Raw genomic sequence first — 19,711 nt, 5'->3', positions numbered from 1 at the left:
GCAACTTTATAAGCGAGCCCCCTCCCGGTACCGGGAAGGGGCTCTTGTTTTGCGTATGAAAAAACAGGTTACCGCAGGAGTTTAAAGGTTTGAACGGTCCGGCCGTCTGCCCGGATCGTAAGCCAGTACAGGCCCGGAGGTAGTATGCCTGGTGTTTCCAGGGTTGCGGATAGCCTGTTGGCTGATCGCTGGTCTATCGCTTTACGGGCTATGGTTCTGCCTGGTAAGTCGCAGAGCGTAGCCTCGAAGCGGGTGGCAGTATTGCCGGGTTGCAGGCTTATCCTGAGGTATTGGTCAAAAGGGTTGGGGTAGACACGGATACGCAGGTCTGCTGCCGTTGGTGCGTTTATCGTTGTCGGGTCGAAATTGCTATAACTGCGTAAGAGCTCCCGCACTACCGGTATCAGCGCCCAGGAGTTTACATTGTTATCGTTGGTGAGTACGGATATGCTGGCGTCCTTGGCAGGGAAGTACCAGGAGGATGCATGGTAGGCCAGGTCGCCACCATGGCCGTAAGCTTCGAGGCCCAGGAAGTCGCTTAGGTTTTTCATCAGGCCTAAGCCGTATAAGCCGCCCTGCGACCCCGGTGCATTAACCGTGGTGCGGGCTTGGGCCATCAGGGCCGGCGATACCAGGTCGCCCCGCATATAACTCCGCATCCAGCGGGAGCAGTCGGCAGCTGTTGCAAAATAGCCGCCCGCCGCGCCTGCCGAGGAGTTGAGGGCTTTGTAGCTCATGTAAAAATTATGTGCATCGTCGGTTATGTTATCGCCGGTAATGTCGAGCCAGAGGTGAGCCACGGGGGCGTTAAGCGGCTCGAAGGCCGGTATGGCAAAGCTATTGAACCCCATCGGTCCGAAAAACCGGTTACGCAGTTCGGTGTAAAAAGGATTGCCCGTTATCTTTTCGATAATCATACCCAGCAAAAAATAATTGGTATTGCAATAGGCCCAGGTGGCGCCGGGCTGGGCGGGTGGCGGCAGCATAAACCGCGCTACGAGCTCCTGGGCGGTCCATACCCTGGTTATGTCGGCCAGCATGGAATCCTGGTGATGCGGGTGGGCCAGCACATCGAACAGGCCGCTGGTATGTTGCAGCAGCTGCCTGATAGTAATATTGGGATTCACATAAGGAATCGTGTCGAGCCAGCGGTGCAGGCTGTCGTCGAGGTTAAGTGCGCCTTCGCCGGCCAGCTGCAGGATGCAGGCCGAGGTAATGGTTTTGGTAACACTGCCGATCAGGTAGGCATCGGCCGGTGTTACATCGGCCGGTGGCGCCACCGAGGAGATGCCTTTGGCATAAGACCAGGTTTGGCCGTCGGCGAACTGGATCGCGGCGCTCAATGATTTGGCCCTGGTTACCATGCGCATACTGTCGAGCGTATGGCGCAGCAGGTTGTCGAGTGCTGCCGGTACCTGCGCCTTCAATGGGATACTGAGCAGGAGGCAGGCCAGCAGGCTGTAGTAGTATTTGTTTGTTGTTTTCATGTGATGAGGTATTTATTTGAATCGGTGTATGACTGGCTATATGCCGGGGATCCTGGTATCCAGGATCGGGTCTTAGCCGTTTAGTAACTGATGCAGCCAGCGCCCGAAGCGGTATCCCCATAACAGCAGGTATACCGCGCTGAGCAAGAGGGCCAGGGGGATCAGGACTTTTAAAATCCATGCGTCTCTTTCGTTTTTCTTGTGTGCCATACCGGTCGTTTTTTATCGTGTCCTTGTGATTGGAGCGTACGCCATTCCTTGTTTGCCGGTGTAAAAATGGGCAAACAAAGCTGTAGGTATTTGTCAAAACCTGCTATTTCTCCAGGGTACAGGAAGAAGGGGAAATGCCGTAATGTTTCTTGAAGGCTTTGCTGAACGCGAAGATGTCGGCGAAGCCGCATGCGAGGGCTGCGTCGCCAACCGCATGGTGCTTACGCAGCAGGCCCCTGGCCGCTTCCAGCCGTTTGGTAAGGATGTATTGATGCGGGGATATGCCGAATACGCCTTTGAAAAGCCGGAAGAAATGAAATTCAGACATGGCGGCTTCCCGCGCTATTTGTGCGATGCTGAGCGGCAGCGTAAAGCTGGCGTCGATAAACTCCCTGCCCCGGAGCAGGCGGCGGCAAAGATCTCTTTTGGTATCGGTTTTTAAAGCAGTAACCGACTGTAGCTGTCTGAAAACGGCGGTTTGGTCTGCGATCAGGGTCTCGGCCAGCGAAAAGAATAAACCGTTGTGGATATCGCCGGCGCTGAGCTGGCTTTTTTGTATACGGCTGCCAAGCGTGGCCAGTTGCCTGCCCAGCAGGGTATGGGCCGCCTGGTATTGGTTTTCGAGAAAATGATCGGTATAGAAGAACGCGGCCAGCGCCGGGTCGGGCCAGGCGGTATCGGGGCGTACCACACTGCCTATGGCTTCTGTGATCACGGCAGTGGCAATATGGATACAAATGCCCTTTACGTTCTCTTTGCTGGTTATGGCCACCCTGGCCTCTTTCTCACCGTTCAACAGGAGATAACTGCCGGCTTGCACCGCAAACACCTGTTTGTTGATGGTATAATTTTCGCAACCTTCGGTTACAAACTTTATTGCAAAACCGGATGAGTCTACCGGCCGGTGAAAGTCGCTGAGTGAAGATACTTTGAGCTGGTTGGCCTCGTTGCCAAACCTCAGGATGGCCTGGTCCTTCTCGTAGAAGAGCGGACCGGCGGCGCTTTCGCGGCGGGGCGGTATGTGAGCCGGTAAAGACAAATTTTACAGGATACGGCACGCGGCCTTTTCCCTGTTCACAAATTTATCTGTTCTCCGGCTCTCTTTTCTCCCCCCTTCCGGGTAGGTATGCTTACAATACGATGTTTTCGATCCGGCGGCTGTGTTGCGGGTAGTCGGTGTTGAAATGCAGGCCCCTGCTTTCTTTGCGGAACTGGGCGCCTTTTACGATCAGGTAACCGATCGTGATCAGGTTGCGCAGTTCGGCCAGTTGCGGCGACAGGGTACTGGCTTCATACAGGCGTTCAGTCTCTTCGTGCAGCAGGTCGAGGCGGCGCATAGCACGCGCCAGGCGTACATCGTTACGTACAATACCCACGTAGTCGCTCATTACCGATTGCAGCTCTTTCAGGCTTTGGGTAATCAGGATCATTTCTTTGGGTTTGGTAGTGCCGGCTGCATCCCATTCGGGTATGCCTTCCCGGAAGCCGATGCTCCCGATGGCGCGGCTGGAATCTTCGTGGCAGCGGTGGGCAAACACCAGGGCTTCGAGCAGGGAATTGCTGGCCAGCCGGTTGGCGCCATGCAGGCCGGTGCTCGAACATTCGCCGCAGGCATACAGGTTACGGATCGAAGTGCGGCCATACTCGTCTACTTTAATACCACCGCAGGAGTAGTGTGCGGCTGGCGCTACGGGTATCAGCTGGGTAAGCGCGTCGATGCCCGATTTCAGGCAACGTTCGTAGATATTGGGAAAATGGTGGAGAAACTTTTCTTTATCCATATGCCGGCAATCGAGATACACATGTTCTGTACCGGTACGTTTCATCTCGCTGTCGATCGCACGGGCTACAATGTCCCTCGGCGCCAGGTCCTTCCTCGGGTCGTACCGTTCCATAAAGGCTTCGCCTTCCTTATTGCGCAGTATGCCGCCATCGCCGCGTACCGCTTCGGTAATAAGAAACGAAGGGCTTACGCCGGCTTCGTATAAAGCCGTGGGATGGAACTGGATAAATTCCATATTCTCGATCCGGCCCTTGGCCCGGTATACCATGGCAATACCGTCGCCGGTTGCAATGCGGGGGTTGGTGGTGGTACGGTATACCTGGCCGCAGCCGCCCGAGGCCATCAGCGTTAATTTGGCCAGCAGTTGCTCGATCTCGCCCGATTGCATATTGAGCACATATACGCCATAACATTCTATGCCTACCGTCGATTTGGAAACCAGGTACCCGAGGTGGTGCTGGGTAATGATGTCGACCACGAACCAGTGGTTGTTCATCACGATATTGGGATATTTGGCAGCCTCCGCCAGTAGTGAGCGTTCGATCTCGAAGCCGGTAATATCTTTGAAATGCAGGATGCGGAATTCGGAATGGCCGCCCTCTTTACCCCGCAGGTATTCGCCATCGGTATCCTTATCGAAATTAGTACCCCAGTTGATGATCTCATCCACGCGGTCGCGGCCTTCGGTTACTACGGCGCGTACAATATCTTCGTTGCAGAGACCGTCGCCGGCAATCAGCGTATCGCTGATGTGTTTGTCAAAACTATCATGCTCATCATCGTTCACTACGGCAATGCCACCCTGTGCGTACTTGGTATTGGTCTCGTCGGCATAGGCCTTGGTAAGGATCGTAATGGTCTTGTCGGGAAATTGTTGCGCTGTTTTTACGGCAAAAGTAAGACCGGCAATACCGGAGCCGATGACGAGGAAATCTGTTTGTGGCATAAGCTGAATGCTAGGGTAATTCGGAGCCCGCAAGGGGTTTGCACCTGCGAATATAGGCTATTCCCTTTCGCTGCCCCTATTCTTGACAATTGTTTTACAATAGCCCGGCGCCTGCAGGGCTTGTACCCCATACGCCGAATAATAAGTACTTTTACGGCCTCATTTATTTTTTTTGATTTAGCTATGGCAGAAAAAAACTATGTCGTGTATGGCATACCCAATTGCGATTCTGTAAAGAAAGCGTTTACCTGGCTCGAGGGGCATAAAATTGCCTACCGGTTTCATAACTATAAAACAGAAGGTATTACCAAAAGCAAGCTGGACAACTGGTGTAAACAGCTGGGCTGGGAAAACCTGATCAATAAGAACAGCACCACCTGGCGCGACCTGGACGATACCGTTAAAAATGCCGTAACCACCAAGGCCGAAGCCATAGCCCTTATGCAGGAGCATACCAGTATGATCAAACGCCCTGTAATCGAGCTCGATGACAAGGTTGTTGTGATGCGGTTTAACGCCGATACTTATGCCGAAACCTTCCTTTAAGGCCCGGTAAATCTCTAAAATTCACCCCGCCCGGGTCAGAACCGGCGGTATAAAATCGCTCAATTTTGTCGTATGAAAAAAATAGCACTTTCTCTATTAATGCTTACACCCCTGGCCCTGTCTGCACAGCAGGTACTGACGCCGGAATTGCTCTGGTCGCTGGGCCGTGTATCGGCTGCGGGTACCAGCCCGGATAATAAGACCCTGCTTTATAAAGTAGCCCAGACCGACCTGGCCACAGAAAAAAGCAATAGTGAATACTACCTGCTGAACCTGGACAACAACCAGCAGGCCAAAACCACGATCCTCGAAGGTCGTAGCTTGGTACAATGGGATAAAAACGGGATGTACAGCCTCAAAGACGGCGAACTGTTCCTGAGCAAGGACCAGGGCAAGACCTGGAACCGGGTAGCTTCGGGCCTCAAAGACGCCGAGAACCTGCGGGTTTCGCCCGATGGCCAGTGGATCGCCTTTTCCAAACCGGTATCGGTTGAAAAGATCCTGGGTTCAGAAATCTATGGTGATGTGAAGAACAGTACCGCCCAGGTATACACCGATCTTAACTACCGCCACTGGGATGCCTGGAACGAAGGCAAGGCCAACCATGTATTCCTGGCCAGGACCGGCAATGCAGCCGAAGCCAAAGATATTATGGCCGGTGAACCTTACGACTGCCCGCAAAAACCATTCGGCGGCTCCGAAGATTTTATCTTCAGTCCCGATAGCAAAACCCTGGTATACGTATCGAAAAAGAAAACAGGTAAAGCATACGCCCAGAGCACCAATACCGACATTTATGCTTACGATATGGCAGCCGGTACTACTGTTAACTGGAGCGAAGGCATGATGGGTTATGACCAGGCCCCTGCCTTTAGCCCTGACGGTAAGAAAATTGCCTGGCTGAGCATGAGAAGAGACGGATACGAAGCCGACAAGAACGATATCATCGTCATGGATGTGGCTTCCAAAGCACATATGAATGTAACCGTAGGCTGGGATGAAACCGTGGACGGCGGTTTTGCCTGGAGCACTACCGGTAGCGATATTTATTTTAATGCGGCACTGAAAGGTACCTTGCAGTTGTTCAGCGTGCGTATACCCTCCAACCTGCTGGTGCGTATGATGCCGGCTGTAGTTCAGGTAACCAAAGGCGACTTCGATGTTACCGGTATCGTAGCCCAGAACGGCAACAACCTGGTGGTAAGCCGTACCGATATGAACCATGCCGCCGAGCTTTTCAAGGTAGACCTGAAAGATGGCAAAATGAATGCGCTTACCCACGTAAACGATGTTGCCTACAGCAAGATCGGGATGAGCCAGACCAAAATGCGTATGGTGCAGACCACCGACGGCAAGCAGATGGGCGTTTGGGTGATCTATCCGCCCAACTTCGATCCTGCTAAAAAGTACCCGACCCTGTTGTATTGCCAGGGTGGACCGCAATCGGCTGTATCGCAGTTCTATAGCGTACGCTGGAACTTCCAGCTGATGGCTGCCAATGGGTATATCGTAGTAGCGCCCAACCGTCGCGGTATGCCGGGCTGGGGCACTGCCTGGAACGAAGCCATCAGCGGCGACTGGGGCGGACAACCCATGCAGGACTATCTTGCCGCTATCGACGATGTGGCTAAAGAAAGTTATGTGGATAAGGACCGCCTCGGCTGCGTAGGCGCCAGCTATGGCGGTTACAGCGTATTTATGCTGGCCGGTATCCACAACAACCGCTTTAAATCCTTTATTGCACACGACGGCCTGTTCGATATGAAGAGCTGGTATGGTACTACCGAAGAGCTGTGGTTTGCCAACTGGGACCTGGGCGGCAACTACTGGACCAAACCCACGCCGAAAAGCTACGAGCAATTTAATCCTTCTAATTACATCGATAAATGGAATACACCGATCATGATCATCCAGGGCGGTATCGACTTCCGTGTACCGATCGAGCAGGGACTGGAAGCCTTCCAGGCGGCGCAGTTGCGGGGTATTAAAAGCAAATTGCTCTACCTGCCCAACGAAAACCACTGGGTGCTGCATGCACACAATGGCCTGGTATGGCAGCGCGAGTTTTACAAATGGCTGAAAGAAACCCTCTGATTTTTAGAAAAAGTTATTGTTAATATTTGAAGGACAGCAGGCGTAGCCTGTTGTCCTTTTTTGTTTTATGGTAAAATTTTTTAATTATGTTTGCGGGCTATATTATTTAATGATCATAGGGCAACGGCTGTGACGCAAAGAGCGGCAAAATATGGATAGTTTAAATGTGCTTTTCTGGAATATTGGCAAGAAAGATGTGGCGGAGGAAGTGGTTGCGTTGGCTTTGCAGCACCATACCGATGTGCTGGTGCTGATCGAAAATACGATCCCTGTAAACGAGCTGCTACTGAGACTAAATGAATCCGGTAACCGGTATTTCTTCTGTAAGTCGAATGTACGGGGTATCAGTATCTATACCTCTTTCAACAGCGCTTCCTTCGAATGGAAAGATACCGGCAGTGCCTTCGTTGCCCTGGTGGAATTCAACCTGTTGCGTAAAAAAATGTTGTTTGGCGCCGTACACCTCCCCAGTAAGCTCACCGCCGGCAGTGCGGCACATCATGCCTTTGTAGTGCGGCATGTACGCAAAGAAATAGAGGCGGTAGAACAGCAGTCGGGGCATTCCAATACCATTCTCGTCGGCGACTTTAATATGAATCCTTTTGAAGAGGGCATGGTGCAGCCCGATGCTTTTAACGCCGCTATGTGCCGGCAAATAGCGGGCAATTACAGGCGCAGTGTTTCCGGCCTGGGTACCGGCGGCAGTGTCGGGTATAAATATTTTTATAATCCTATGTGGAGCTTTCTGGGCGATCTTTCCCGGTTCCGCCCGGGCACTTACTACTATTATGCCAACGATTTCAATAACGACTACCGGTGGAATATGCTGGACCAGGTTTTGATCAGGCCGGATTTAATTCCTAACTTTGTAAGTGATGATCTACGTATCTTCGATAAAGACGCGAAAGGCCGTATGCTTATAGATGCGACCCGGAAATCAAGAAGTAAGGCGCAGGTCTTTGATCACTTACCTGTTTTTTTTACGCTTGATCTAACAAAGTAAGCCATGGAAGGAACAACAAAATCTTTTTGGTCGTCTGGTATTAATCCCAACAACGATTCGATGCTGAGGGCGGCATTGAAGCGGCAGGCCAAAGAACTGGCCTCGATAACCCGGAATATTGTTGAAGCCGATATCAATACGACATTAATCGTTGAAGGGGGCGATGGCTTCCAGAATCAACCGCATTACCAACATTGCTTTAATATTATATCGCCGGCGCTGGGCTACCAGCACTTTGCCCTGTTTTGTGTGAAGCAAAACCTGCTGGCCGAGTTTCCCGTAGTTTTCCGTTCCGATTACTGGGGTAAGCAGGGATGGTGCAAGGCCGATAACTTCGCCGATTTTAATAATTGCCTCGAAGAGATACTATCGTCCGAAAAAACGGCCGAGCTGGTTAACTCGCTGATTGCACAAAGTGCTTAGCGAGTACCTGTGTGTGAAAAATATAAACATCGCCCGGCATTGCCGGGCGATGTTGTTTTATTGAAATGCCAGAAGCAATTGCTCTTTATAAGCCGGGCTTACTTCTACTTCGGTACCATCGTTGAGCACCACGTAACCGCCGGCGCCCTTGTGGTACGACTTTACGAAGTGCGTATTGACGATATGCGACTTGTGGACCCGTACAAAAGGGTGGGGCAGGATCTCCGTAAAATGTTTCAGGAAACGGCATACCATTTTCCGGGCGCCATCCTGCAGGTATACATCGGTAAAGTTGCCATTGCCTTTAAGCCGTACGATATCGCCCATTTTTACTACATCGAAACCGTCGAGGGTAGGCAGGATCACATGCTGCTTTTCAGGCCGGCCTTCTTTTGCATTATCCAGGATGATCTGGTTCCTGTTGATCTGTTGTTGTTGCTGTAACTGTTGTTGTACCTTGTTCACCGCAAGGATCAGCTCTTCGATGCTCAGGGGTTTAAGCAGGTAATAGGCGGCGCTTTGGTTCAGGGCTTTGAGCGAGTATTCGGAAAACGCCGTTACGAATATGGTTTCGAACCGCAGGTCGCGGCACTGGTCCAATACATCGAAGGCATTGCCGAAAGGCATTTCCACATCCAGGAACACCAGCTGTGGTTGTACCTCGTGCAATACCTGCACCGCCTCCCTGCAATTTTGCGCAGTACCTTTTACCACTACCTGCGGGCAAAACTTGAGCAGGTAATTATGAAGCGCCGTGATTGCCGCTGTTTCGTCCTCGACGATCACGGCTGTTATAGACTGTACCTGCATTAGCTTTTATGGATTAAGGGTAAGCGGATCGTTACCCGGGTGCCGCTTTGTCCCGGTTCCTGCAGCTCTTCCAGCTGCATACTGATATGGCTTTTATAGAGGTCGTTCAATAGCCCGATACGCTCGGTGGTATTGGTTATGCCCCTCGATTCATGGGCCTTTTGGTTTACGGTTTTCAAGGCACGGCTCCTGCTGATGCCGATGCCGTTATCCCTTACCGTTACCAATAATAACCGTTCCTGTATCCTGAACGAAAGCCATAGTTGCCCTTTTCCTTCCCGGTAGCGTAAGCCGTGCCAGATGGCATTCTCCAGGTGGGGCTGGATCAGCATATTGGGTACCATTACCGCATCGGTGTCCAGTTGTTCGTCTACCTCGATCCCGAAGTCGAACTGGCTGCTGAAGCGGAGGTGTTCCAGCTCCAGGTATTTTTTCAATTGTTCCAGTTCGGTGCTGAGCGTAACAAAGTCCTTGTTCGAATGCTCCATGATATTGCGCATCAGCCCCGAGTAGGAAGTCAGGTATTTGTTGGCCTCCAGCTCGTTGTTCTCCGCGATATATTGGTTCACGCTGTTGAGGCTGTTAAAGATAAAGTGCGGGTTCATTTCGCGGCGCAGCGATTGCAGCGCTATCTTTTTATTCTTGATTTTGACCACGTACCGCGACCTTGCGATAAAGAACAGCAGTACCAGCATCAGCAGCGACGATCCGGCCATGACGTAGTTAAACACATTCTTGCGTTGGATCAGTTCTTTTTGCAGATCGCGCTCCTTTTCGAGCTCTTTGATCCGGCTTTCCGTCAGGTCGAACATACGTGCGTCCACCAGCGAGCTGTCGTTACGGATCAATGTGTCCAGGTTGCGGGTAAACTGTTCGTACAGGTCCAGGCTTTTCTGCGGTGCATTTTGTGCCTTATAGTATTGTGCCAGCAGCACCAGCGCGGCTTTGGCGCCCAGGGTATTGCCGCTGCGCAGGGCCAGGGTATAGGCCTCCTCCAGCAGGGGGGCTGCCTGTGCCGGTTGTCCGTCGTTTGTATATAGTGCTGCAAGCTGCTGCAGTTGCACGATCAGCCGGGCGGTATCCTTTTGTGTACGGGCCTGGTCCAGTGCGGCCCTGCTGATGCCGATGGCGGTTCCGGGTTCATTGTTGGCCGCATAGGCTTTAGCCATCTGGTTGGTAAGGTCGGCTACCGCTTCCTGCTGACCGGTAGCCGAGATGGCTTTTTTATAACTGGCCACTGCTTCCCCGGCTTTGCGTTGTTCGAGCTGGGTTTCGGCCAGCTGTCGATAAGCCTGCGCTGCCTCTTCCTGCTGCCCGCTTTTTTCAAATAACCGGGCGTTTTGCTGGCTGTAGTCCATCCTGCTTTGCAGGTTCTCGTTGGCGCGCAGCCGGTTGGCATCGTTGGCATTGGCCTGGATAAAGGTCTTGTCGGGGCTTACTTCCGAGGCGGTGTGGTAGCTTTCTATAGCCTGCACGATCTTGTTTTGCGACTCCTGCAGTTTGCCCAGGCTGCGGCGTGTTCTTGCCTGCGACTGGGCATCCCGCTGCCGGGTATAAATATCCAGGGCTTTTTGCAGGTAGCCTTCTGCCTTGTTATAGTCGCCTTTTTCTGCCAGCGCTGCCGAAAGGCTTTCGTAGCCCCAGGCCGTTTGCGACTCGTCATCCGTAGCCAGCGAGGCTTTCAGCTTATCGGCCTTCTGCTTTGCTTTCGAGTAGCCGCCTTTTTTGCTGTACTCAGGCATATTATAAATTACCGAGTCCTGCGCCAGGGCGCTACCACCCGTGCAGAGCAGCAGCAGTACCAGGATCCGGTTTAAGGCTTGTTTCATAGGTTTATTTTCCAAAGTAAAAGTAGCGGTTTTTGAAAAGGCAGCAACGGGTTTCACCAAGTCATACCGGGCTTTCACCAAGTAGCCCTTCCCGGCCTGCCTGGCCCGGATACATTTGTAGGGAAATCTTAAAACATTGCTTATGAAAACTTCCATCCTGGCCGGCGCCCTGCTCCTCTCTTCCGGCTTCCTGTTTGCTAAATGCGGTACGGGTCATACTGCTCCTGCCGATGCCGCGGTCGCCAGCTCGCAGGCCCATAACGAAACCGATAATACCCGGGTGCAGGTAGCGCTGTTGCTCGATACCTCCAACAGTATGGATGGTCTTATCGATCAGGCCAAGTCCCGCTTGTGGAATATCATCAATACACTGACCACGCTGCGTTATAAAGGGAAAACCCCGCGTATCGAAATCGCCCTGTACGAATATGGCAACAGCCGGCTGTCGGACCAGTCGGGATACATCCGCCAGGTAACGCCGTTCACAACCGATCTCGACCTGGTATCGGAACAGCTTTTTGCATTGCGTACCAATGGCGGCGAAGAGTTTTGCGGAGCGGTGATCAAAGAGGCCCTGGACCGGCTGGACTGGGGTGGGAAAAGCGACGATATGAAACTGGTCTATATTGCGGGCAACGAACCTTTCGACCAGGGCCGTGTGTCTTACAAAGAAGTGCTGCCCGACGCCGTGCGCCAGGGTGTTTATGTGCATACCATTTACTGTGGCAGCCGTAAGGACGGTATTTCGGAATTATGGAAAGATGGCGCAGAACGTGGCGGGGGCAAGTTCTTTAATATAGATTCCGACCGCAGGGTACGTTTTATCGAAACGCCTTACGATGCCCGGATCGAAGCCTGCAACGAACGCATCAACAAGACCTATATCGGTTATGGTAAAATGGGCGCTTCAAAAAAATACAACCAGCAGCAACAGGACAACAACGCAAAATCCTTGTCTGCGGCAAATTATACCGAACGTGCCGTGAGTAAATCGAAAGGCGTGTATAAGAATGAAAGCTGGGACCTGGTAGACCGGGTAAAAGAAGACAAAGCCGCCCTGAAGACCATTCGCCAGGAAGAGTTGCCTGCTGAGCTGCGGGGCAAAACGGCGGCGGAGCTTGAGACCGTTGTGGCGGAAAAGACCCGGGAACGGGAAGGTATCCAGAAAGAGATGGCTGAACTGGCTAAACAGCGCCAGGCCTATATCGATAGCGAAACAAAAAAGACCGGCACCAATGACGATCTGGGCCAGGCTATCAATACATCTATCCTGGCGCTGGCACAGCAAAAAGGATATAACACTGCGCCCTGATACCCCAATTACCGATGAACCCCATAAAAAGCGCCCCGGGATTACCGGGGCGCTTTGTGGTATATTTTGTTTGCTATAAAGATTAGAAACGCTCAGTCATGCTGAAGAAGAAGTCGCCTTCGATCTTTGCATTCTCGTCGCTGTCTGAACCGTGTACTGCATTTTCGCCGATAGATTTGGCGTATTGCTTACGGATAGTGCCTTCTGCAGCTTCAGCAGGGTTAGTTGCACCGATCAGGGTACGGAAATCGGCTACAGCATTATCTTTTTCCAGGATCGCTGCAACGATCGGACCGCTGCTCATGAAGTCAACCAGTTCGCCGTAGAACGGACGTGCGCTGTGTACTTCGTAGAATTTGCCAGCCTGCTCTTTGCTCAGCTGTGTGTATTTCATGGCGATGATTTTAAAACCACCAGCATTGATTTTATCAAGGATACCGCCGATGTAGTTAGAAGATACGGCATCAGGCTTGATCATTGTGAATGTTCTGTTCGACATTTTCTTTAGGTTTTGAATTGCGCCGCAAAGGTAAGGATTATTTGTTTTTTTAGCTTTTTCAAAACATTTTTCCGCTTTCGCCCGGCCTGGCCCTGTTCCCGGCTTTTTCGCGGCCTGCTTTTCCCGGTCGCGATGCCCGCCTGCTTCATGATAAAATAACCTGTAAGCCCTATACCGCAAATGCTCATTACCCCGGCCGGCAGGGGCATATCTTTATGGCCCTGGTGGCGCGGTATACGGGCAATCTGACAAAAAAACGTACCTTTGTACCTATGCAAGAAACTACTCCTACTGCTCCCGTTAGCCAGTCTTTTATAGACCGGGAAGAACAATATGGTGCCCATAATTATCATCCCCTGCCCGTAGTCCTGAACCGGGGCGAGGGTGTATTTATGTGGGATGTCGAAGGCAAACGCTACTATGATTTCCTCTCGGGTTACTCGGCGGTCAACCAGGGCCATTGCCACCCGAAAATCATCGCGGCATTTATCGAACAGGCGCAAAAACTGACCCTGACCTCCCGCGCATTCCACAGCGACCTGCTGGGCGAATACGCTGAATATATAACCCGTTATTTCGGTTACGACAAAGTACTGCCGATGAATACCGGCGTAGAAGCGGTGGAGACCGCGCTGAAACTGGCACGCCGCTGGGCTTACCAGGTAAAGGGCGTGGCGGAAAACAAAGCCAGGATCATTACCGTAGAAGGCAATTTCCACGGCCGTACCCTTAACGTGATCTCGTTCAGTACCGACCCGGGAGCACGCAATAACTTCGGCCCTTTTATGCCGGGTTATGAAGTAATACCCTACAACGATATAAAGGCATTGGAAAAAGCGCTGCAGGATCCGGATGTAGCGGGTTTCCTGGTAGAGCCCATACAGGGCGAAGCCGGCGTATATGTACCCGACGAGGGTTACCTGGCTACTGCGGCCGAGATGTGCCGTGCCGCCAATGTCCTGTTTATCGGCGATGAAATCCAGACCGGCCTGGCCCGTACGGGAAAAATGCTGGCCTGCGATCATGAAAATGTACGTCCCGATATCCTGATCCTCGGCAAAGCGCTGAGCGGCGGTGTAATGCCTGTGTCTGCAGTGCTGGCCGACGATGAGATCATGCTGACCATCAAACCGGGCGAACATGGTTCTACCTATGGTGGTAATCCCCTGGCCTGTAAAGTGGCTATCGTAGCGCTCGAAGTGCTGAAAGAAGAGCGTATGGCTGAAAATGCAGCCGAACTGGGCGCTTACTTCCGCGAACAGCTGGAAGCACTGCATCATCCCAATATTGCGCTGGTACGGGGTAAGGGCCTGCTGAACGCTATCGTTATCAAACACGATAACCCGGATGCTGCATGGGACCTGTGCCTGCACCTCAAAGACAACGGCCTGCTTGCCAAGCCTACCCATGGCGATAAGATCCGTTTTGCGCCACCGCTGGTGATTACCCGTGAGCAGATCGACGAATGCGTCGCTATTATCAAAACAAGCCTGGAGCGTCTTTAAGATTTACCCGGTATAAATTATTTAACAGCCAGGGCTGCTCCAAACCGGAGCGGCCCTGCCTCTTTTTGGCGCCGGTTGGTTTATATTTGTAACATGCCTACTGCCCGATATACCGCCTCCCTGTTTCCTGTCGATTTTATCACCGGTATTTCCGACGGGCTGATCCTTCCGTTGGCCGCTTGTATGATTGCGTTGCCTTTTGCGCAGGAGCGTGTACTGGCGCCGGTTGTCGCTGGCCTGGCTGTTGGCCTGGCCGGGGCCTGTGCCTTCGGTTGGGCCCGGTATGCCGGCGAACGGGAAGAGATCGATCATAAACACCCGCAATTGGGCCTGGAAGAAGCCGAAAGGGAATTGTCGCTGCTGAAGGCGATCGGTATCGATGATGGGCTTACGGAATCGATGAAGGCCGAAATGGCCCGGGAACGGGAACTCTGGCTGCGGGAAGTACAGGAGCATGAGCTGGGCTGGGAACAGGCCGATGACGTAAGGGCCAGGCGGGGCGCCTTGCATACCGCTACCGGCTTTTTAACGGGTACTGTATTGGTTTCGGCGCCTTTCTTGCTGGTGCATACTTTTTCTTTGTCGCTGGCCGGGCCTTTATGCTGGGCGCTGTTTTGCCTGCTGGTTACCGGTTGGTGCAAAGGCAGGCTTACCGGCCGTCCCAAGATCACTACGGCTATAGTAGGCGCTGCCCGTGGCCTGACGATTATAACTGTTGCCGCAGCAATAACCTGGGCAGTTATACAATTGCAGTAAGTAACTCCGGCTTGCGCAACATGCCTTTGAGCATAACGGGTACGATAATGCGGTGCAGCGGTTTTACCGGCACAAAATACCAGCGTCCCATACGGTTATGGAAATGTACTTCGGTAGTAATGATGAGGGTTTTGATATCGAGGTCCGGCTGTGTGGTATTGACCTGCAGGATGACCCTGAAATCGAGATGCTTGTCCGTTTCCCCGATTACAAGCCGGTTATCTGCCGCTTCGTATACCCGGAACAGGCCGATCCTTTCGCCGGGCAATCCCCGGAATGCTTTAAGCTGTTCGGCCCGCTTGCTGCTGCCGGGTGTCTTTAAGCCGAATAAGGCTACAATCCTGTTGCGAAGGGTAAAGAGCCAGCCGATCCAGGCCGGTCCTGCATTGAAAAAGGCCCGGCCCAGGGCAGCCGGTGTAACCGGGTAAGCCGCGGGGCGGAAGGCGCCGCGGTAGCTGTCGCTGTAATCGGGTGGCCGGGTTGCAGTTGGCGGCATTGTCGGCATAAGCCGGGTGGCCGGTTAGGGCTTTATCGTTAAGGAGTTGAAGAACTGGTCACGGATCTTTGCATTCGCTTCCTCTTCGTCGGTATAGGCCCCGAGCATATAGATGGTGGTGCCCGAAAACAGGAAACGGATATACATATGCGTATAAGGGTATTCCTCGTCCGGTGTCTCGTTGATCATATCGATCGCATAACCTTTTGCCTTGCCGGCAAAGATCTTGTTACGGTTCAGCTCTTTGATATGTGCCTTTTCGCCGACCATACCGCCGATAAGGGCATCGATAAACTCGGGTTTGTCGTAGTTATCCGCAATAGCCTTGGCGCTCAGGTCGTAGTCGAGGCTGTTCAGCGTCATCGCCATCAGGTGCATGGCCAGCGAGTCTTTGCCGGTATCGGCTACCCAATAATTGTTCTGGTCCGACTTGCCTTTTTGAGCGGCAACCGGGAAGCTGATGCTGGCTTTGGTATTCAGCTGCTCGCGAAACTGCGCGGAGCAAAAAAGCGTGCAGCAAAGCAGTATGGGCAGCAGCAATAACTTTTTCATAGTGTCTCTTAAACGGGCGGTGGTTTAGTTTATTTTCAGGGAGCGGTAGAATTTATCGCGGTCGGCCTGGGCATCGGTATCCTTGAGGGCCAGTACCGTAAGCGCATACACCTTGGTGCCGGCAAACAGGATACGGGCGTAAATGGTGCTGTAGGGTACGCTGCCGCCGGGTGTTTCATTGGCCAGGCTTATGTCGTAGCCCATAAAGGCGTCCTGCGCGATCTTCTTCTTAGATACCACCTGCACGCCGGGATACTGGCCCAGCACACTTTGCGTGATCATCTCCACGAACAGCTGGTTGTTGTAGTTGGCGGCAAGCGTCGCCGAGTCTACGCCAAACTGGCCCGCATCGATGGCGGTGGCCATAGCCGTTATCTTATTGTCTTTATCCAGGGTGCTGTATTGGATCTGGCTTACTACGCCGTCCATGGCCATGGGTTTGGCCGGGAATACCACGCTGGCCCGTTCGTCGAGCTTCGAGGTGTATTGTGCGCCTGCCGGGGCGGCACAGAGCAGGGACAACAGGATAAGCAGTACGGCGCGCATAGGATTTTTTGTTTTTCAGCAAATAAACAGGAATAGCCGGTTCGCACTTTTTAAAAGGCGTCGAGCACGGTTTCCATTTTAGAACCTCTCGATCCTTTGATCAGCAGGGTCGCGTTTTGTATCGGGTGTTGCAGCAGGTAGTCTTTAAGTTGCTGCGCGGTTGCAAACCAGGGGTAAGGGTTCCGTGTACCTTCGTATTCGGCGCCGGTAAGGATCACCTGTTTCAGGCCCAGTTGCTGCAGCAGGTCTATGAGCGCCTGGTGTTCGGCTGCGGCGGTTTCGCCCATCTCCTTCATCGCACCCAGCAACAGCCATTTATTATCCGCTTCCAATTGGGCAATGTTTTCGATAGCCAGCTTCATACTGGTCGGGTTGGCATTGTACGCGTCGAGAATGATCTTATTCGTGCCTTTTTCAAGCCATTGCGAGCGGCTGTTGGAAGGCGCATAACTTTCGATGGCCTTTTTGATCGTATCGATATCTACGTCGAAATATTCGCCAACGGCTACGGCTGCCAGCACATTGGCCAGGTTGTAATCGCCTACCAGCTGGGTTTGTATCTGGGTTTCGAGCCCGGCAGTCAGTATGGTTACCTGCAACAGCAGGTTATGCCCCGTGGCCCGGCCAATGATTTCAGCGTTGGCGGTGCCATAGGTAACCTGCTCGTCGATGCCCCTGGCCATATCGCTAAGGTAAGGCAGATCGGCATTCCGGAAAATGCTGCCCGAAAACTCGCGCAGGAAATCATACAGTTCGCCTTTGCCTTTGCGTACGCCTTCCAGGCTGCCGAAACCTTCGATATGGGCCTTGCCGCAATTGGTGATCAGGCCATAGTCCGGGGCCGCGATCCTGCAGTAGGAGGCGATCTCGCCGATATGGCTGGCGCCCATTTCTACAATGGCAAACTCCGCATCGGGTTTGATTTTGAGCAGGGTAAGCGGTACGCCGATATGGTTGTTGAGATTGCCTTCTGTAGCGTAAGTCTTGTATTTGGCAGAGAGTACGGCAATCAGCAGCTCTTTGGTGGTTGTTTTACCATTCGAACCCGTGATGGCGATTACGGGTATGGGCAACTGTAAGCGGTGGTGTGCGGCCAGTTGCTGCAGGGTTTGCAGCACATCGGTTACCAGCACATATTGCGGACCGGTGGCATAGGCCGCCTCGTCTACCACGGCATAGGCCGCGCCGTCTGCGAGCGCCTGTGCGGCAAAGGCATTGCCGTTAAAATTGTCGCCTTTGAGGGCGAAGAAAATATCGCCTGCCTTGATCTTCCTGCTGTCGGTCTGTACGGCAGGGTATTTCAGGTAAAGCTCGTATAACTCCCGGATGGTCATAAACGAATGGATAAAAAGGAAAACAGGGAAAAGGATCAACCTTTTCCCTGCGGATAATAGATTAACCTAAAATTGCATCGGCCTGCTGATCCAGGAAACGTTCGGCCCTGGCCATATCGTCGTGCAGGATGCGGTCCGCGTCGTTAAAGGTAACTTCTTTACGGAAAGCTTCAAACAGGCGTTGCAGTTTGGGCGATGTTTTTGCCGGCTGGCGGAAGTCGAGGGCCTGTGCTGCGCAAAGGAGTTCGATGGCCAATACCCTTTGTACATTATCGATTACCTTTTTGAGTTTGGTAGCGGCGTTGGCGCCCATGCTCACATGGTCTTCCTGGCCGTTGCTGCTTACAATGCTGTCTACCGAGGCCGGTGTGCAGTATTGTTTGTTCTGGCTTACGATCGAGGCTGCCGTATACTGGGCGATCATAAAGCCGCTGTGCAGGCCTGCATTCTTGGCCAGGAACGGCGGCAGGCCTCTTTGCCCGCTTACCAGCAGGTAGGTTCTGCGTTCCGATATATTGGCGAGTTCGGCCATAGCGATGGCGAAGAAGTCGAGGTTAAGTGCCAGGGGCTGACCATGGAAGTTGCCGCCGCTCTGGATCAGGTCTTCTTCTTCGAATACGATGGGGTTGTCGGTAACCGAGTTGATCTCGATCTCTACCACCGCGGTAATATTGCGGATCACGTCCTTGGTAGCGCCGTGTACCTGGGGCACGCAACGGAAGGAGTAGGGGTCCTGTACCTGAATTTTTACACCCTGTTGCAGTTCGCTGCCTTCGAGCAGGCTGCGTACCGCCTCGGCCGTTTCAATCTGCCCGGCATGCGGCCGTATGCGGTGTATCGGGTGCGAGAAGGGTTCGGCCTTGCCGTCGAAGGCTTCGAGCGACAGTGCGGCGATCACGTCGGCCCAGCGTTGCAGGCGTTGTGCCTGCAGCAGGGCCCAGGTGGCATAACTGCTCATAAACTGGGTGCCGTTAAGCAGGGCCAGGCCTTCTTTGGCGTGTAAAGGCAACGGCGCCATCCCTTTCTGTTGCAGGGCGTCGGCGGCAGCGAGCACTTCGTTGTTGTACCGCACTTTACCCTTGCCGAGTAAAGGCAGGCTCAGGTGGGCAAGCGGGGCCAGGTCGCCCGAAGCGCCCAGCGAGCCCTGCTCGAATACAACCGGCAGCAGGTCTTCATTGTAGAAGGCTACCAGGCGTTGTATCGTGTCTTCGTGAATACCGCTGAAACCCTGGGCCAGGCCGCGGATCTTCAGCAGCAACATCAGCTTTACGATCCCGGAAGGCACCTCGTCGCCAAAGCCGCAGGCATGCGAGCAGACCAGGTTTTCCTGCAGTTCTTTCAGTTGATCGTCGCTGATGCGTACATCGCAGAGCGAGCCAAAGCCTGTATTGATGCCGTAATAGGTATCGCCACCCGCAATTTTGCGGTCCAGGAAATCCCGGTTGGCGTTCACTTTCTGTAAATCTGTTGCTGAAAGCGTAATTTTATTATTTAGTAATTCTGTTAACTGTGCTATGCTTAAATGAGCAGGTAGTTCCATACGGTCAGTATCGTTTTAAGGCTGGCAAAGATAGCTGTAT

The 19,711-nt window shown here is 52.9% G+C and carries 19 protein-coding genes; 7 read left to right on the top strand and 12 right to left on the bottom strand.

Translation table 11 applies throughout. The annotated features are described in order from the left end of the window. Nucleotides 1–68: 68 nt before the first annotated feature. From B0I18_RS00465 to nadB, 4 genes are all read right to left on the bottom strand, one after another. The gene (locus B0I18_RS00465; protein WP_106520685.1) at nt 69–1,487 is read right to left on the bottom strand and encodes a serine hydrolase domain-containing protein; all 1,419 of its coding nucleotides are present in this window, start codon (nt 1,485–1,487) and stop codon (nt 69–71) included. A 72-nt stretch (nt 1,488–1,559) separates the two neighbouring features. Then, nucleotides 1,560–1,697, bottom strand: a complete 138-nt coding sequence (locus tag B0I18_RS25005; RefSeq protein WP_181358275.1) for a hypothetical protein — start codon at nt 1,695–1,697, stop codon at nt 1,560–1,562. Between the two features lie 103 nt (nt 1,698–1,800). Further along, the gene (locus tag B0I18_RS00460) at nt 1,801–2,736 is read right to left on the bottom strand and encodes a helix-turn-helix transcriptional regulator (RefSeq protein ID WP_106520684.1); all 936 of its coding nucleotides are present in this window, start codon (nt 2,734–2,736) and stop codon (nt 1,801–1,803) included. Nucleotides 2,737–2,827: 91 nt separating this feature from the next. Further along, entirely contained in the window at nt 2,828–4,426 is a 1,599-nt protein-coding gene (nadB, locus tag B0I18_RS00455; RefSeq protein WP_106520683.1) for an L-aspartate oxidase, read from the bottom strand. A 183-nt stretch (nt 4,427–4,609) separates the two neighbouring features. Between nadB and B0I18_RS00450 the strand changes: the two genes are divergently transcribed. From B0I18_RS00450 to B0I18_RS00435, 4 genes are all read left to right on the top strand, one after another. Next, nucleotides 4,610–4,972: an ArsC family reductase gene (locus B0I18_RS00450; protein ID WP_106520682.1), complete on the top strand. Its 363-nt coding sequence runs from the start codon at nt 4,610–4,612 to the stop codon at nt 4,970–4,972. Between the two features lie 72 nt (nt 4,973–5,044). Next, the gene (locus tag B0I18_RS00445) at nt 5,045–7,066 is read left to right on the top strand and encodes a S9 family peptidase (protein ID WP_106520681.1); all 2,022 of its coding nucleotides are present in this window, start codon (nt 5,045–5,047) and stop codon (nt 7,064–7,066) included. Between the two features lie 151 nt (nt 7,067–7,217). Continuing rightward, complete coding sequence (locus tag B0I18_RS00440) at nt 7,218–8,069, top strand: endonuclease/exonuclease/phosphatase family protein (protein ID WP_106520680.1); 852 nt, start codon at nt 7,218–7,220, stop codon at nt 8,067–8,069. Nucleotides 8,070–8,072: 3 nt separating this feature from the next. Beyond that, nucleotides 8,073–8,492: a hypothetical protein gene (locus B0I18_RS00435; RefSeq protein WP_146146618.1), complete on the top strand. Its 420-nt coding sequence runs from the start codon at nt 8,073–8,075 to the stop codon at nt 8,490–8,492. Nucleotides 8,493–8,549: 57 nt separating this feature from the next. Here the strand turns inward: B0I18_RS00435 and B0I18_RS00430 are convergent, their stop codons facing one another. Beyond that, nucleotides 8,550–9,302 carry a LytR/AlgR family response regulator transcription factor gene (locus B0I18_RS00430; RefSeq protein ID WP_106520678.1) on the bottom strand — a complete coding sequence of 251 codons (753 nt, stop codon included), beginning with the start codon at nt 9,300–9,302 and terminating at the stop codon, nt 8,550–8,552. Beyond that, the gene (locus B0I18_RS00425) at nt 9,302–11,131 is read right to left on the bottom strand and encodes a tetratricopeptide repeat-containing sensor histidine kinase (RefSeq protein WP_181358274.1); all 1,830 of its coding nucleotides are present in this window, start codon (nt 11,129–11,131) and stop codon (nt 9,302–9,304) included. Before B0I18_RS00425 ends, B0I18_RS00430 begins: the two co-directional genes overlap by 1 nt. Before the next feature lie 142 nt (nt 11,132–11,273). Here B0I18_RS00425 and B0I18_RS00420 point away from each other — a divergent pair, with 142 nt between their 5' ends. Then, nucleotides 11,274–12,443 carry a vWA domain-containing protein gene (locus B0I18_RS00420; protein ID WP_106522008.1) on the top strand — a complete coding sequence of 390 codons (1,170 nt, stop codon included), beginning with the start codon at nt 11,274–11,276 and terminating at the stop codon, nt 12,441–12,443. Nucleotides 12,444–12,525: 82 nt separating this feature from the next. On the opposite strand, the gene B0I18_RS00415 is transcribed toward B0I18_RS00420, so the two are convergent. Then, nucleotides 12,526–12,942, bottom strand: coding sequence for a nucleoside-diphosphate kinase (locus B0I18_RS00415; RefSeq protein ID WP_106520676.1), 417 nt, complete (start codon nt 12,940–12,942; stop codon nt 12,526–12,528). Between the two features lie 272 nt (nt 12,943–13,214). Between B0I18_RS00415 and rocD the strand changes: the two genes are divergently transcribed. Both rocD and B0I18_RS00400 read left to right on the top strand, forming a co-directional pair. Next, nucleotides 13,215–14,447 carry an ornithine--oxo-acid transaminase gene (rocD, locus tag B0I18_RS00405; RefSeq protein ID WP_106522007.1) on the top strand — a complete coding sequence of 411 codons (1,233 nt, stop codon included), beginning with the start codon at nt 13,215–13,217 and terminating at the stop codon, nt 14,445–14,447. A gap of 93 nt (nt 14,448–14,540) precedes the next feature. Continuing rightward, nucleotides 14,541–15,203 carry a VIT1/CCC1 transporter family protein gene (locus tag B0I18_RS00400; protein ID WP_106520674.1) on the top strand — a complete coding sequence of 221 codons (663 nt, stop codon included), beginning with the start codon at nt 14,541–14,543 and terminating at the stop codon, nt 15,201–15,203. Here B0I18_RS00400 and B0I18_RS00395 read toward each other — a convergent pair. From B0I18_RS00395 to hutH, 5 genes are all read right to left on the bottom strand, one after another. Beyond that, nucleotides 15,187–15,708: a DUF2867 domain-containing protein gene (locus tag B0I18_RS00395; RefSeq protein WP_106520673.1), complete on the bottom strand. Its 522-nt coding sequence runs from the start codon at nt 15,706–15,708 to the stop codon at nt 15,187–15,189. The genes B0I18_RS00400 and B0I18_RS00395 overlap by 17 nt on opposite strands. Nucleotides 15,709–15,723: 15 nt before the next feature. Further along, complete coding sequence (locus tag B0I18_RS00390; RefSeq protein ID WP_106520672.1) at nt 15,724–16,251, bottom strand: hypothetical protein; 528 nt, start codon at nt 16,249–16,251, stop codon at nt 15,724–15,726. 24 nt (nt 16,252–16,275) lie between these two features. Next, nucleotides 16,276–16,797 (bottom strand): hypothetical protein, encoded by a 522-nt coding sequence (locus B0I18_RS00385; RefSeq protein ID WP_106520671.1) that lies wholly within the window; start codon nt 16,795–16,797, stop codon nt 16,276–16,278. 50 nt (nt 16,798–16,847) lie between these two features. Next, a complete protein-coding gene (locus tag B0I18_RS00380; protein WP_106522006.1) occupies nt 16,848–18,131 on the bottom strand; it encodes a UDP-N-acetylmuramoyl-tripeptide--D-alanyl-D-alanine ligase in 1,284 nt (427 codons plus the stop codon). A gap of 61 nt (nt 18,132–18,192) precedes the next feature. Beyond that, nucleotides 18,193–19,671, bottom strand: a complete 1,479-nt coding sequence (gene hutH, locus B0I18_RS00375) for a histidine ammonia-lyase (protein WP_106520670.1) — start codon at nt 19,669–19,671, stop codon at nt 18,193–18,195. Between the last annotated feature and the right edge of the window lie 40 nt (nt 19,672–19,711).

Origin of the sequence: Taibaiella chishuiensis (genome assembly GCF_003014535.1) — a bacterium.
Classification (GTDB): Bacteria; Bacteroidota; Bacteroidia; order Chitinophagales; family Chitinophagaceae; genus Taibaiella; species Taibaiella chishuiensis.
This window is presented reverse-complemented; position numbering and strand designations above follow the sequence as displayed.

What these genes read in the sequence shown, in the direction of transcription:
- B0I18_RS00390 (WP_106520672.1), bottom strand. Translation starts at nt 16,251, where the DNA reads ATGAAAAAGTTATTGCTGCTGCCCATACTGCTTTGCTGCACGCTTTTT.
- hutH (WP_106520670.1), bottom strand. Translation starts at nt 19,671, where the DNA reads ATGGAACTACCTGCTCATTTAAGCATAGCACAGTTAACAGAATTACTA.
- B0I18_RS00385 (WP_106520671.1), bottom strand. Translation starts at nt 16,797, where the DNA reads ATGCGCGCCGTACTGCTTATCCTGTTGTCCCTGCTCTGTGCCGCCCCG.
- B0I18_RS00435 (WP_146146618.1), top strand. Translation starts at nt 8,073, where the DNA reads ATGGAAGGAACAACAAAATCTTTTTGGTCGTCTGGTATTAATCCCAAC.
- B0I18_RS00425 (WP_181358274.1), bottom strand. Translation starts at nt 11,131, where the DNA reads ATGAAACAAGCCTTAAACCGGATCCTGGTACTGCTGCTGCTCTGCACG.
- B0I18_RS00450 (WP_106520682.1), top strand. Translation starts at nt 4,610, where the DNA reads ATGGCAGAAAAAAACTATGTCGTGTATGGCATACCCAATTGCGATTCT.
- B0I18_RS00380 (WP_106522006.1), bottom strand. Translation starts at nt 18,131, where the DNA reads ATGACCATCCGGGAGTTATACGAGCTTTACCTGAAATACCCTGCCGTA.
- B0I18_RS00415 (WP_106520676.1), bottom strand. Translation starts at nt 12,942, where the DNA reads ATGTCGAACAGAACATTCACAATGATCAAGCCTGATGCCGTATCTTCT.
- B0I18_RS00445 (WP_106520681.1), top strand. Translation starts at nt 5,045, where the DNA reads ATGAAAAAAATAGCACTTTCTCTATTAATGCTTACACCCCTGGCCCTG.
- B0I18_RS00420 (WP_106522008.1), top strand. Translation starts at nt 11,274, where the DNA reads ATGAAAACTTCCATCCTGGCCGGCGCCCTGCTCCTCTCTTCCGGCTTC.
- B0I18_RS00430 (WP_106520678.1), bottom strand. Translation starts at nt 9,302, where the DNA reads ATGCAGGTACAGTCTATAACAGCCGTGATCGTCGAGGACGAAACAGCG.
- B0I18_RS25005 (WP_181358275.1), bottom strand. Translation starts at nt 1,697, where the DNA reads ATGGCACACAAGAAAAACGAAAGAGACGCATGGATTTTAAAAGTCCTG.
- B0I18_RS00400 (WP_106520674.1), top strand. Translation starts at nt 14,541, where the DNA reads ATGCCTACTGCCCGATATACCGCCTCCCTGTTTCCTGTCGATTTTATC.
- B0I18_RS00465 (WP_106520685.1), bottom strand. Translation starts at nt 1,487, where the DNA reads ATGAAAACAACAAACAAATACTACTACAGCCTGCTGGCCTGCCTCCTG.
- rocD (WP_106522007.1), top strand. Translation starts at nt 13,215, where the DNA reads ATGCAAGAAACTACTCCTACTGCTCCCGTTAGCCAGTCTTTTATAGAC.
- B0I18_RS00395 (WP_106520673.1), bottom strand. Translation starts at nt 15,708, where the DNA reads ATGCCGACAATGCCGCCAACTGCAACCCGGCCACCCGATTACAGCGAC.
- nadB (WP_106520683.1), bottom strand. Translation starts at nt 4,426, where the DNA reads ATGCCACAAACAGATTTCCTCGTCATCGGCTCCGGTATTGCCGGTCTT.
- B0I18_RS00440 (WP_106520680.1), top strand. Translation starts at nt 7,218, where the DNA reads ATGGATAGTTTAAATGTGCTTTTCTGGAATATTGGCAAGAAAGATGTG.